Consider the following 13,389-nt stretch of genomic DNA (forward strand, 5'->3'; position numbering starts at 1 on the left):
CCTACATCATCCCGCCTGCTCCCAGCAGCGGGCCCAATATGGACAGAAGCAACGCCGGCAAGATGAGCGTGCCGGTGGGAATCAGCAGCTTGACGGGCGCACGCTCGATCTCGCGCTCGACCGCGGCGCGATGAGCCGCACGGATCTCGCGACTTTGAGCGGCCAGCGTCTCGGCAAGTGGGGCACCCAGGGCGAGCGCCTGCCCCACCGTGATGGCAAAGGTCTCGAGCGCTCGCACGTCCAGGTCGCGCGCGGCGGCCAACAACTCGTCCTCACGCGTGCCCACGCCCACCTGCCACGCCATGCAGGCGCGCTCAAGGCGAAGAGCCAGCACTGACCGGCGGTTGGCGCAGAAAATCTCAAGCGCCGCATCAAACGAAAGACCGGCCGAAAGACCCAAGCGCACAACATCGATCATCTCGGACACTTCGCCGAGCGACACTCGCGCCGGGCCGCCCGCTCCAACCGCGCCCTTCACTCGCGCGGTCAGAGCATCGACCACCGAGCGACCCGCGGCAGCGACCAGCACCGCCTCGCGCTTGCAGGCCCCTGCGATCTTGCGTGCATCCGCCCGATCCAAACCCGTCGCGACAAATACACTCAGGGCGCACAGGCAAGCCGCAACTGCAACCGGGGCGCTCATAGCTCCACCCGCATAATGCGCCGGATAACCACCAGGGCAACGGCGTTGAGGGCAAGACCCAGCACCACAGCGCCCGCGCCGGCAGGCGTCGCAAGACCGCGACGAAAATCTGCCGAAAGCAGCGCCAACACCGCGCACATGCCCGCCGGCATCGCCGCGACCATATGCGCAGACATGCGAGCCTGCGACGTCTTAACATCCAGGCGGCGCTTGAGCTCAATGCGCTCCCCCACCATGCTCGACGCCTCGGACAGTAAGTCGGCAAGCGGAGCGCCGGTGCGCTGAGACACCTTAAGCGCCAAGGTCACAAGCGAAAGACCGGGGGCGTCGATACGCACGAGCAAGTCATCGAGCGCGTCGGTCGCCGAGATGCCGCAATCGATCGCCGCCGCCACCCGCAAAAACTCGGTATGCACTGGCTCTTGCGCATGAGCGCCCACAAAGCGCATGCCCTGGGCCAGCGAATGTCCCGAGGCAAGCGACATGGAAAGTGCGGTAAACGCCTCGGGCATTGCCTCTTCTGCATCGTGTTGCTCGCGCCGGCTCTCAAAGCCATCCCGAGCGGCACCAACGGCAAACGGAGCAACAAGTCCCAAGGCAAATCCGAGGGGCGATAACGACGCCATCGTTAGTAAAACGCAGCAGACACCGCTCGATAGCAGCAGAAACGCCAAACGTCCCGAAACATCTTCGATCACGAGGCCAAGGCGATGCGCCGGAGCCAGCGATGCCCACGAACGAGCGATCTTTTTCAGCAGATCGTTTTCCACCAGCTCACGCGGCAGCTTCTCTGCCACCGTCTCGAGCGCCTGACGTGCCAGCTCCGCCGGCGGTACCTGCGGCACACGAGGTTCCGCCCCGCACGCCGTCGCGACAGAAAGCCCTGCCAAGCCCCCTACGACGAGGGGCACAGTGATCTCCATTCGTCCACCTCCTCTTGTGTGAGCGTCCCCGACCGCAGGCCTTCTGCGATAAACGGCGGCTCGCGGTCAAGCGTCCAGGTGCGCTCGGCGGCATCGAACGTCACATAGCGCTCGAGCTCTACGCCACCCGATGCGGCGCGTCGCACCCCCGAATACGAGGAGACGAAACGCCTGCCATCGGCGTGGCGCTCGGACATCACGATGCCGTCGAGCGCCATGGCAATCTGCTCCTCGATGAGCTCGCTCGGCAGATCGATGCCATAACGTGCAAGCAACGTCAGACGCACCACGGTCTCCTGTTCTGAACCCGCATGAAGTGTGGTGAGCGACCCGTCGTGGCCCGTGTTCATGGCCTGCAACATGTCGCAGCACTCGGCACCGCGCACCTCGCCCACCACGATGCGGTCGGGGCGCATGCGTAGGGCATTAGTTACCAGGTCGCGGATCGTCACCGCGCCCTCGCCCTCAATTGAAGCCTCGCGTGCCTCTAGGCGCACCACGTGCGGATGATGCGCAAACTTGAGCTCGGCAGAGTCCTCGATTGTCACGATGCGCTCGCCGGTGGAAATCTCACATGACAACGCGTTGAGCAGGGTGGTCTTACCAGATCCCGTGCCTCCCGCAACCGCCAGATCCTGTCGCAGCGACACCGCACACGACAGCAGCTGCGCATACCAAAGCGGCAGCGATCCCAACCCCACGAGCTCGTCCAGCGAGCAGATACGGTCCGAGAACTTTCGGATGGTGAGAATCGGTCCGTCAATCGCCACAGGCGGAATCACCGCGTTGACGCGATAGCCCGTTTTGAGGCGGGCGTTGACGATGGGGCTGCGCTCGTCGATACGGCGGCCAAGTGGCGAGATAATGCGGTCGATAAGCACACGGATCTGCTCATCATCCTCAAACGCATGCTCGATGGGGTGCAAGACGCCGCCGCGTTCAAAGAAAGCCGAGCGGCAGCCGTTGATCATGATCTCGGTAACGGTGTCGTCCTCGATGAGCGGCTGCAACGGCCCCAAGCCCACCACGTCATCCAAAATCTCGTCGATGATGGTCTCGCGCTCGGGCGTCGCGAGATCGGTCGGCTCCTCAACATTGAGCGCCGCCTCCACCGCAGGACGCAATTCCGAGCGGGCAAGTGCCGGGTCGATATAGGCGCTGATACGCGCCACTTCGTCGTAACCCATGCGGTCCATCACGGCGCGCTTGGTGCGTCGTTTCACGGCGCGGCGACGCCCCGCATCTACAGGCGCTGCCGCCGCCGCAGCGCCGGCAGCCTTAATCCTCGTTTGCAGGCTCATCGCTGATCACCCTCGCGCGACCAGGGAAGGCGGATACGCGGGCGTTCGGTGCGCGTTGCACGGTCGGCGACCATATCGCTCCAAGGGCCGACGGCGCACCCCAGTTCCACGAGCATCTCGCGCGTGGCCTCGCGCACGCTAGTCGCAAAAGCGCTGGTCTGCCCCACTGCCTCGTCAGCGCGCCCAAACGCCATGAGCGCGGCGAGATCCTGCCCGCCATCGGCGATACGAATCTTGGAGCTCAACGCACAGGCAATCTCAAAGCGCATGGCGACGTCCTCGTCTGCCCCGCGCGCACCGAACCGGTTGAACACGGCGCTCATGCGCGTGCGCGGCACACCTACTCGACTTGCCAGTTCAATGACGCGCGACGCCGATGTCGCGGACGACACCGCCGCATCGCCAACGACCAGGCAACGGTCGCTCGCCGCCACCGCAGCCGCCACGGCGTCGCCCCAAAAGACCGAGGTATCGATAAAGACCACGTCGGATTCGCGACGCAGAACATCAAGCAGTAGCTCCACCGGACGTGCCATGAGCTCGGCTTGCTCGGGCGCCGCGACGGGACCCCAGAGCGTAACGCCCGGTGCCACGCGCATCGATGTGGCTACGATATCCGGCTCGGTGAGCGTGCCCGCCGCCGACGGCTCGATAAGTGCCGCCATATCGCGCGGAGCATCGACGCCTAACAAGTCGTAAAGGTTTCCAAACATCAGGTCCAGGTCGAGCACGGCGGCACGCAAGCCCAACAGCGACGATGTGTGTGCCATGGTGGCAACGATCGTCGACTTGCCGCAACCGCCCGAACCCGAAATGGCGCAGATGACCGGAGCTCGATGCGGCGAAGCGGCAGCGTCTGCCGGCGGCATCGGAGGCGGCGGGGCGGGCGTCGGTGACAGCGTCCCCGTCTCCCCCGCCGCAACCACATGCTGCGTCCAAGCCGGCATGGCAGCTTGTTCGGTCTGCGAGGCAGGCTCGTTCTGTGCAATCTGCTCATGCTGCATCAGCAACAACTCGCCGCACCCGGCAAAGCCCTCAACTTCATCGAGTTCATCCGCCAGATTCACGCCGTGCACGTATCCCATATCTACAGCCGGGGAATCGCCAGCATGCTGCGCCGGCCCTCCAGCGTCATCGTATACAAGAGGGTTCCGGGGGCGCCGACCATGCTCGGCTTCCGCTTTTCCATAATCATCAACACGCGGGCCTCTTGTAGCGCGAGGCGCCCCGGGTTCCCTATCAACAAAAGCATCGGGCTCAATCGTCATGCGCCGATCGGAATCAACCGCTCCCTCGCCCGCGCGCCCGTTGCCGCATATACTGTGTGCAGCGATGACCTCGGTCGCCCCCGCGCGAAACAGCCCCTCGATATCCGACGGATCGAGCGCTTCTATCAACACGACCACGCGACTCACGCGGCCTTCGGCCGTCAGGCGCGCAACAGTCTTGCGCACATCTTCGGTATCAAACAGAGACGCCGCGATGATGGCAGCCCCGCGGCGTGACGGAAACGCCCGCACCATGGAAACCAGCCCGTCCAGGTCACCCACGCGAAGCACCTGTGCACCCACATCACGGCCCTCGACTTCCCGCTGCAACAGTCCGTAATCGCCGCACGCGCAGCACGCAAGCCAGATCGCCTTCATCACTCGTCGCCTCCGCTCTTTTTGCCGCGCGCCGTGGCGGGAATCGTCAAGCTGACCGTTCCCTTGCCCGAGGCTCCCAGCAGTTCCTTGACGTCTTCGGGGTCAGCCGCCAGCGTCACCCATTCGATCTTGCCCTCGCGCGTGGCACCGGAATCCTCACTGGTATCGATCACGTACGCGCCGCACAGCCGATTGGTTACGCCGTCTTTTTGCACATACACATCCACGTAACTGCCCACGCCCGCAGCACCGCCGACCGAGTGCTCGGCATCGACCGCCACCGAAACGGCGACCTTGCCCTTAGGCACCTCGAGCTTGCGGCTCTCGGCCTTGGTGTAGACATTGCAGATCACGGCGTTTTTGGGAATACGCGAAGTCGTCACGTCGCCGCGCACCTGGCGCAGCTCGGTCGCCGCGTCACGCGGCAGCAGGCTCGTCAGCCATTCCTGGGTTATGACATTGGTCTCATCGAGGGTCTCGCCCACATCGATATCGCGCGCCGCGACGCATACCTCGACGCGATCGCCACCGTACTTGGCCAAGGTCTCAGCCTGGACCTGTTCGGCTTGCGAGCGGATCGACGAGCCGTAAACCATGCAGAGCAGGGCAGCGAGCACGCCCGCGACCAGACTGATGGCGATGCGCTTGCTCTTGTTCACGGCCGCTCCTCTCATGGCAGTGCCGGGCGAATGCCCGTACCACCATTGTCTGGGCGGTCAGAGTGCAAAGCGGCGCAATCGCGATCTTGGTTTTCGATGTCAAACCAATCGCTGACCAAAAGCTGACCAGCCCGTCAAGCTCGTGGCAAGGTTTTGGTCAGCACGTCAGCAAACTGCATGTTTCGAGGCTTTTCCGCAGCAAAAAGCCGTCTCCCGAACAGTTGGGAGACGGCTGTCATAGGAAAAATCAATTACAGATGGACATCTGGATCGAGCATTTGAGCGCTCACGCGCATGGATGACGCCAGGTTTTGGAACGTTTCCAGACGCAGGCTGTCAATCTGCCCGGCGTCCTCGGCCTCGCGAACGGCGCAGCCCGGTTCGTGGGTATGCGTGCAGTCGCCAAACCGGCACGCGCGCGATGCCTCGACAATCTCGGGGAAAGCGCGCGCCAGACCCCGCTCGTGACCCACGAGCGGCAGGCTGCGCAGGCCCGGGGCATCGGCGATCACGCCGGCGTCGCCCGGCAGTGCCACCATCACGCGCGCGACGGTAGTGTGACGGCCCTGATCGTCGCGTTCGCGCACACCGCCGGTCGCCAACGTATCGTGGCCCAGCAGTGCATTGAGCAGCGTCGACTTACCGGCACCCGACTCGCCCAGAATCATGGCGCAGCTCCCGGCGGGCACGCAGGCACGGACCTCGTCCAGGCCGCGGCCCTCGGCAGAGGACGTCACGATCACGCGCACGTCCGGACCCACCAGGCGGCGCACGCGGTCCAGATCGCGCTCGAGCTCCTCGGCATCGCAACGGTCAGCTTTGGTGAGTACCACCACCGGTTCGGCATCGCAGTCGAGCGCCAACACCAGCGAGCGCGCCACACGGTCGAGCAGCACCTCGCCGGCACCGAGCGCCTGCACGATTAGCACGCTATCCACGTTGGAGCAGAGCACCTGGCGCTCTCCGCGGGCACGGCCGCGCCAACGCTCAAAGCTCGTACGGCGCGGCAGCACGCACTCAATCACGCCCATATCGTGCCCGGGAGCGCGGCGCACCGCCACACGATCGCCCACGGCAGGCAGCAGGACCTCGTCCTCACCGCGCGACTTGGCAAACCCCACGGCATGCTCGGCGCGGAAGGTATCGTCGGCAGTCGCCACCAGCGGAAACCCGCGATCCAAGCGCACCACGGCGCCAAGCTGCATCTGCTCGGGCTCCTCGGCATGTGCGCAGAAATCATCACAGGCAGCCTGCTGAGCTTCATCGACCGGCAGGTCATCAAACGCCGGAACATCCTGCAGCGCGTCGAGTCCCGGCACGCTTGCCAGCAGCTCCTCAGCAGATGCGGGAGCCTCGGTCGCGAGCTTCCGACGACGATCGCGCTTAGCCCGCGCCCCCGTCGTCTTTTTCTTCGCTTTAGCCTTAGCCTTGCCCACAAGCGCCTCCCAGCACCATAAATCACAACTGAGCAGGTATTTTCCCACAAAAAAGAGTCGGTCGAGCAAATGCTCGACCGACTCACACACTTTCCCTCAGCCTTTATCATCCACACGGGAGAAAAGTCAGCAACGTCACCGCAGGGCCCGCCCGCCGAGAGGGGTTTCCAAAGGGCATATCCCGCAGCCGCAACGCGGCGAGGACGTGCCCGTGGAAACCCCGCAGGCGGGCGGGCCCGGACAGGTACGTTACTCTTTCTCCACCGCGCGCATGATCGCCTTGTAGATCTCCATCAGCGGGATGATCAGGAAGGCCAGGCCCAGCGCGGCAAGAACGCCCTTGAGCTCAAGCGTCACGGGGCCAAAGAACATCTCGGCAAGCGTCGGCTGCACGGTTACGATCACCGTCAGCACCAGCGCCAGCGCGGCGGAAGCCCACAGCCACTTGTTCTGCTTCTTCATGGTGAACAGCGACGCACGACGGCTGCGCATATTGAAGCAGTGGAAAATCTCGACCATGTTGAGCGTGATGAACGCCATCATCACGCCTTCCTCGTCGGCATTGCCGGCGATCATATCGGCGATGTGGATGTAGCCCATGTCAAAGTACACGCCCACAAAGAAGCTCGCCAGCACCAGCACGGTGATGATTAGGCCCTGGACCACACAGTCCAGGCCCATATTGCCGGCAAAGACGCCGTCCTTGGCGTTGCGCGGCTTGCGCTTCATGATGTCGCCCTCGGCATCCTCCATGCCCAACGCGAGCGCGGGGAAGCAGTCGGTAACTAGGTTCACCCACAGCAGCTGCACCGGCTGGAAGATGGTAAAGCCGATGAGCGTGGCGATAAACACCGAGAACACCTCGGCAAGGTTGGCCGAAAGCAGGAACTGGATGACCTTGCGGATGTTGTCGTAGATGCGACGGCCCTCTTCGCAGGCACCGATGATGGTGGCGAAGTTGTCGTCGGCGAGCACCATGTCGGCGACGTTCTTGGTGACATCGGTACCGGTGATGCCCATGCCCACGCCGATGTCGGCGCGCTTGATGGACGGGGCGTCGTTGACGCCGTCGCCCGTCATGGCCACGATCTGGTCACGCGACTTCCAAGCCTCGACGATGCGTGTCTTGTGCTCGGGCTGGACGCGGGCGTACACGCCGTAGTCCTCGATGTGCGCGTCGAGTTCCTCGTCGCTCATGCGGTCGAGGTCGGCGCCCGTGATTGCCTGGCTGCGATCGGTGACGATGCCCAGCTGCTTGGCGATGGCCACGGCGGTGTCGATGTGGTCGCCCGTGATCATGACGGTGCGGATGCCGGCGTCGTGCGCCTCGCGGATGGCGTCGGCGACCTCGGGGCGGACCGGGTCAATCATGCCGGACAGGCCGCAGAAGACCAGGTCATGCTCGAGCGCGGCGGGGCTGCAGTCGGACGGGACCTCGGTGTAGGTGCGGCTTGCCAGCGCCAGCACGCGCAGGGCCTCGTCGGCCATGGCCTTGTTGGCGGCCACGAGCTCGGCACGACGCTCCTCAGTCAGGGGGACGACCTTGTCGCCCTCGTAGATATGGGTGCACAGGCCGATCACCACATCGGGCGCGCCCTTGGTGTACTGCTCATACTCGCCGTCCAGGGTCTCGACGACCACGGACATCATCTTGCGGCCCGAGTCGAACGGGGCCTCGCCCACACGCGGATGCTCGGCGGTCAGGCCGGTGAGCCCCGCCTTGCCGGCGTCGTTGACGAGCGCGCACTCAGTCGGCTCACCCACGGCCTCGCCCAGCTCCTCATCCCACTGGGCATCGGAGCACAGAGCCATACCGGCCAGGAACTTCTCCTCAGGCGCGGCGAGCTCGTGCTTGACGACGGTCATCTTGTTTTGGGTAAGGGTGCCGGTCTTGTCGGAGCAGATGGTCTGCGTGCAGCCAAGGGTCTCGACGGCAGAGAGCTTGCGGATAATCGCCTGGCGCTTGGCCATCTTGGTCACGCCGAGCGACAGCACGATGGTCACGACGGCGACCAGGCCCTCGGGGATGGCAGCGACGGCGAGCGAGACGGCGACCATAAAGGTGTCGAGCAAGGCAGTCGGGTCGGTAAGGACGTTGCCCACGCCGTGGCGAAGGATATCGACACCAAAGATCACGACGCAGATGACGATCACCATAATGGTGAGGATGCGGCTGAGCTCGGCGAGCTTCACCTGCAGCGGCGTGAGCTCTTCCTTGGCCTCGGCCAGGGCGCCGGCAATCTTGCCCATCTCGGTATCCATGCCGGTGCCGACCACGACGGCGCGGCCACGACCGTACACAACGGTGGAACCCATATAGCACATGTTCTTGCGGTCGCCGAGCGGCACGTCATCGGTGCCCGCGGCAAGCTCGATCACGTTGGCGTGCTTCTCTACGGGCACAGACTCGCCGGTGAGTGCGGCCTCTTCGATCTTCATCGTGGCGCTCTCGAGCACGCGGCAGTCGGCCGGGACGGAGTCACCCGCCTCGAGCATGATCACGTCGCCGGGCACGAGCTCGGCGCTCGGCAGGTGCACGAGCTTGCCGTCGCGCAGCACCTTGGACTGTGCCGCGCTCATCTCCTGCAAGGCCTCGAGAGCCTCCTCGCTCTTGGCTTCCTGGACCACGCCCAGCACCGAGTTGACGATAACGACGAACATGATGATGAAGACATCGGCAAAGTCGGGCTCGCCCTTGACCATGCCCGTGAGTGCACTGATGACGGCGGCAACGATCAGCATGATGACCATGGGGTCGGCCATCTGCTCAAAGAAGCGCTTCCACAACGGTGTCTTCTCTGCTTCCTCGAGCTTGTTAGGGCCTGTCTTGGCGAGGCGCGACGACGCCTCGCCGGTGCTCAGGCCGAGGTTCTCATCGACACCCTGGTCGCTGAGCACCTCCGCCGCAGCGGACAGGTATTCCTTTTGCATATAGAGTCCCCTCCTGGGATTCGGGCCACTCAGCAGATTGATGCCCGATCATAATTCCCAGGAGAAGGGCAAGGGCTCATCAAGGCTGCCGTGCTGAGCGGCAGTTGATAGTGGAGCTATGGTACCCCAAAGCGACGCGTCTAGCCAAAACATTCCATCTGGAAACACGGCACAGGCGCAACGGTGCAGACCGTGTGATGCTCAATGTTGGTAAAACGTTTTTTCTTCGGCACTTCGTCAAACTGAAATATCGCCCAGATAGCAGCGGTAAGAGCAGTTGATAAAATTTTTTCATATACCGTTTTTCCCGCAAAAAATGAACTTCTTAATCGGCATACGGTCGTTTTTTTGGGGTATTCGGTCGGTATTTCGTTATAATCAACTCGATTTTATTTCTTATGGTTTATCTATCAGCGCAAGACGATGTCAGATGGAGGTCTGAATGTACAAGCGCACTAAGATTGTATGCACCATGGGTCCCGCCTGCGATAGCGACGAGACCATCCGCGAGATGATCAAGGCGGGCATGAACGTCGCCCGTTTTAACTTCTCGCACGGCTCTTACGACGAGCACCACGGTCGCATTGAGCGCGTCCGTCGTATTTCCAAGGAGCTCGGTCTGCCCGTCGGCATCCTGCTCGACACCAAGGGCCCCGAGGTCCGCACCGGCCTTCTGGTCGACGGCAAGAAGGTTGCCGTCAAGACCGGCGACAAGATCGTCGTCACCGCTCAGCCCACGTCCGAGGATTTCCACGGAACCGCTGAGCACATCTCCCTCGACTACCTGGCTCTGCCCTCCGAGGTCGAGAAGGGCTCCCTCATTCTGATCGATGACGGCCTGGTTGCCCTCGAGGTCGAGTCCGTCGACGGCCAGGACATGACCTGCGTCGTCAAGAATGACGGCCTGATCGGCGAGCGCAAGGGCGTCAACATGCCCAACGTCAACATCTCGCTGCCCGCCATCACCGAGCGCGATCGTCAGGACATCCTCTTTGGCCTGACCGAGAACATCGACTACATCGCCGCTTCCTTCATCCGTGACGGCGAGTCCGTCCGCGGCATCCGCAAGCTTTGCCGCGAGAACGGTGGCGAGCACGTGACGATCTTCCCGAAGATCGAGTGCGCTCTGGGCGTCGAGAACTTCGATGAGATTCTCGAGGCTTCCGACGGCATCATGGTCGCCCGTGGCGACCTGGGCATCGAGATCAAGCCCGAGCTCGTTCCCCACATCCAGAAGGAGATCATCGCCAAGTGCAACGCGGCCTACAAGCCCGTCATCACCGCTACGCAGATGCTCGACTCCATGCAGCAGAACCCGCGCCCGACGCGCGCCGAGGTTGCCGACGTTGCCAACGCCATCTACGACGGCACCGACGCCGTTATGCTCTCTGGCGAGTCCGCTGCCGGTAAGTACCCGGTCGAGGCCGTTAAGATGCAGGCCAGCATTGCTCTCGAGACCGAGAAGTACCTCCCGGCCCACGCTCCGCTCGAGGTTCCGGCCGATGCTCACGGCACCCGCGTCGTCAACAACGTTGTGGGTATGTCCGCTGTGAACATGGCCACCACCGTTGGCGCCAAGTGCATCACCGTGCCGACGACCACCGGTCGTACTGCTCGCCTGATCTCGCACTTCCGTCCCAACATGCCGATCTGCGCGTTCTCCCGCCACGAGTGGGCCGTCCAGCAGATGATTATGTACTGGGGCGTTATCCCGCACCAGGCCGAGATTACCCAGGGCACCGTTAACGGCACGATCGTCAAGGCAATCGAGACCGCTAAGGAGCTCGGCTACGTCGAGACCGGCGATCTGACCGTCGCCACCGCCGGCGATCCCCGCATGAGCGTCCAGCTCGAGGACAAGGTCTCCTCGACCAACGTCGCTTACGTCGCTCAGGTGCGCTAAATCACACTTGCAAGCACACTTGCATTGCAAAGGGCCCGGAAGGCTTCGCCTTCCGGGCCCTTTTTCTGTGCGCCGATGCCTACTGTATAGCATGACACGCAACCAGCTGCTTATGGCATGCTACGAAATGTGCAGCTCGTTTGCCGTGTTTACGCCCTGTGACGGGAGCTATTGGTCGATTGGGATGAGCTGTTCGCCGTCAAGCCGGCCAGCTAGCAGCTAGTGATCAGAGGGACTGCGGGGACGTCAGAAGCGGCAACGCGAGCCGCAAAGCCCACCTCGGTCAGCTCGATGACCTCGGTAAACGTTGCATCGAAAAACTCCTCAGTTAGCAGGCGGTATGGCGGATGATCGGGCTCACCGGGGTTTTCGCGCACAATCTCGTGCATAACGCCGATGGTCTTGAGCACATACTCCTTATGGATGGGATACTGCCCAAAACGCGTCGCCGCAGTATACAGGCGATCGGTCGCACGCGGAATCGAAACAATGCCGAGCGTCTTACCAAACCAGTCAAAGTCACCTTGCTTTTTAATGCGGAATTCCTCGCACGGCTTGCCGCCGTGCGCCTCCAGGTACTGATTCACGCGCGTATTCCATACGGTATCGGCCACCAGATGCGACCAGACACCCAGTGTCAAATCAAGCAACGACTGCGCCACATCTTCGGACGCAAGCGAGAACTCACAGGCGCCGGGACCGGCAACCGGCTCGGCATCCTTGTAGCGCTGGGGATAGTGCACGCGGTTCAGTCGCTCGCGTTCCTCGATAATCGAGGTCGCCGCGGCTGGCGCACCGATGGGCGAACTTTTAAGCAACGGTGCCACATAGGTATCCCAGAACTCATGCTCACGAGGCTTAGGGATGGGCTCAGGCTTGGCAAAGTGCGTAATGCGATACGGAATGGGATCGGCGATGCCAGGGACCATATAGCCCACAAAGATGTCAGGAACCACGCAGCCAAACAAAAAGGCATTGCGGTCGCGCACGCTATCGGCAAGCGCACTGGTGCGCTCCAGCAAACGCTCCGTCTGAGCGATATGAATGTTCCAGCTTGGCATAGCCACCCCCATAAAAACCTGGATAACTATACCATCACGGCAAAGCCGCGCGGGCGGCTACGCATCCTCTACGCAGCAACTAGTCCGTAGCATCGCTTTCGGTTCCATACGACGGCGCGGGCGCCTCGACCACATGGTGATATCGATCGATATAGATGGCACGGGCCCCCAGGCGGCGCACCAAATCTTGATGGTGCGTACTCATCAAAACCGTCTTACCGGCAGCAACGTAGGCCAGCAAAAAGTTGACTACGATGTCGCACGAGTCCTCATCGAGACCGTTGGTGGGCTCGTCGAGCACCAAGATATCGGGGTTCATCGACACGACCGCAGCCAGCGCCACGCGCTTCTTTTGCCCACCCGAAAGCTGATAGGGCGAGGCATCGACCAGATCGGCAACCTGGAACAGCTCCATGGCATCGCGGACGCGGCGCTCGAGCTCGTCTGTCGGCAGTCCCATCTGCGCGGGGCCAAAAGCAACTTCCTCGCCCACCGTAGCGCAGAACAGCTGGGCGTCGGCATTCTGGAACACAAAGCCCACGCGCTGATGAAAACGATGAGCGGCTGCGGAATCCTTGAGATATGCCGCATCGATCACGTGCCCGTCAAACAGGTACGCACCCGCGTCCGCGAGCTCAAGGCCGTTGATAAGGCGCATAATCGTCGTCTTACCGCAGCCGTTGGGACCGAGCAAGGCAACGAGTTCACCACGATCGACCTGCAGCGACACGCCATCGACAACCGTATGCCCCGTATAGGAGAACACCACGTCGCGCAGCTCGATGAGCGGCGCGACCTCGGCGCCGCCCGCACCGTTCGTGCCCGCCGCGCTATTCATATCGATCGTCAAAACGTCGCCCTTCCCTATTTGCATCCCCAGTCGGAA

At 62.7% G+C, this 13,389-nt stretch carries 10 protein-coding genes; 1 reads left to right on the forward strand and 9 read right to left on the reverse strand.

Translation table 11 applies throughout. The features are described from left to right. Position 1: 1 nt before the first annotated feature. From AAAX32_RS09065 to AAAX32_RS09095, 7 genes are all read right to left on the reverse strand, one after another. Positions 2-643 carry a type II secretion system F family protein gene (locus tag AAAX32_RS09065; RefSeq protein WP_055250542.1) on the reverse strand — a complete coding sequence of 214 codons (642 nt, stop codon included), beginning with the start codon at positions 641-643 and terminating at the stop codon, positions 2-4. After that, the gene (locus AAAX32_RS09070) at positions 640-1,566 is read right to left on the reverse strand and encodes a type II secretion system F family protein (protein ID WP_349100626.1); all 927 of its coding nucleotides are present in this window, start codon (positions 1,564-1,566) and stop codon (positions 640-642) included. The genes AAAX32_RS09065 and AAAX32_RS09070 overlap by 4 nt, the downstream gene beginning before the upstream one ends. Then, entirely contained in the window at positions 1,539-2,867 is a 1,329-nt protein-coding gene (locus AAAX32_RS09075; protein ID WP_195919295.1) for a CpaF family protein, read from the reverse strand. Before AAAX32_RS09075 ends, AAAX32_RS09070 begins: the two co-directional genes overlap by 28 nt. Beyond that, positions 2,864-4,513, reverse strand: a complete 1,650-nt coding sequence (locus tag AAAX32_RS09080; RefSeq protein ID WP_349100627.1) for a P-loop NTPase — start codon at positions 4,511-4,513, stop codon at positions 2,864-2,866. The genes AAAX32_RS09075 and AAAX32_RS09080 overlap by 4 nt, the downstream gene beginning before the upstream one ends. Beyond that, positions 4,513-5,172, reverse strand: coding sequence for a Flp pilus assembly protein CpaB (gene cpaB, locus AAAX32_RS09085; RefSeq protein ID WP_349100628.1), 660 nt, complete (start codon positions 5,170-5,172; stop codon positions 4,513-4,515). Before cpaB ends, AAAX32_RS09080 begins: the two co-directional genes overlap by 1 nt. A 251-nt stretch (positions 5,173-5,423) precedes the next feature. Beyond that, a complete protein-coding gene (rsgA, locus tag AAAX32_RS09090; protein WP_349100642.1) occupies positions 5,424-6,503 on the reverse strand; it encodes a ribosome small subunit-dependent GTPase A in 1,080 nt (359 codons plus the stop codon). A 354-nt stretch (positions 6,504-6,857) separates the two neighbouring features. Next, entirely contained in the window at positions 6,858-9,539 is a 2,682-nt protein-coding gene (locus AAAX32_RS09095; RefSeq protein ID WP_349100629.1) for a cation-translocating P-type ATPase, read from the reverse strand. 442 nt (positions 9,540-9,981) lie between these two features. Between AAAX32_RS09095 and pyk the strand changes: the two genes are divergently transcribed. Then, positions 9,982-11,442: a pyruvate kinase gene (gene pyk / locus AAAX32_RS09100; protein ID WP_349100630.1), complete on the forward strand. Its 1,461-nt coding sequence runs from the start codon at positions 9,982-9,984 to the stop codon at positions 11,440-11,442. 212 nt (positions 11,443-11,654) lie between these two features. Here the strand turns inward: pyk and AAAX32_RS09105 are convergent, their stop codons facing one another. After that, positions 11,655-12,503, reverse strand: coding sequence for a hypothetical protein (locus tag AAAX32_RS09105; protein ID WP_349100631.1), 849 nt, complete (start codon positions 12,501-12,503; stop codon positions 11,655-11,657). A gap of 79 nt (positions 12,504-12,582) precedes the next feature. Further along, complete coding sequence (locus tag AAAX32_RS09110) at positions 12,583-13,353, reverse strand: ABC transporter ATP-binding protein (RefSeq protein ID WP_349100632.1); 771 nt, start codon at positions 13,351-13,353, stop codon at positions 12,583-12,585. Positions 13,354-13,389: the final 36 nt, after the last annotated feature.

The sequence above is a fragment of the Collinsella sp. CLA-ER-H3 genome (assembly GCF_040092425.1).
Classification (GTDB): domain Bacteria; phylum Actinomycetota; class Coriobacteriia; order Coriobacteriales; family Coriobacteriaceae; genus Collinsella.

Coding starts and splice junctions, on each gene's coding strand:
- AAAX32_RS09080 (WP_349100627.1), bottom strand. CDS start 4,513: ATGAAGGCGATCTGGCTTGCGTGCTGCGCGTGCGGCGATTACGGACTG.
- AAAX32_RS09065 (WP_055250542.1), bottom strand. CDS start 643: ATGAGCGCCCCGGTTGCAGTTGCGGCTTGCCTGTGCGCCCTGAGTGTA.
- AAAX32_RS09075 (WP_195919295.1), bottom strand. CDS start 2,867: ATGAGCCTGCAAACGAGGATTAAGGCTGCCGGCGCTGCGGCGGCGGCA.
- pyk (WP_349100630.1), top strand. CDS start 9,982: ATGTACAAGCGCACTAAGATTGTATGCACCATGGGTCCCGCCTGCGAT.
- AAAX32_RS09105 (WP_349100631.1), bottom strand. CDS start 12,503: ATGCCAAGCTGGAACATTCATATCGCTCAGACGGAGCGTTTGCTGGAG.
- AAAX32_RS09095 (WP_349100629.1), bottom strand. CDS start 9,539: ATGCAAAAGGAATACCTGTCCGCTGCGGCGGAGGTGCTCAGCGACCAG.
- AAAX32_RS09070 (WP_349100626.1), bottom strand. CDS start 1,566: ATGGAGATCACTGTGCCCCTCGTCGTAGGGGGCTTGGCAGGGCTTTCT.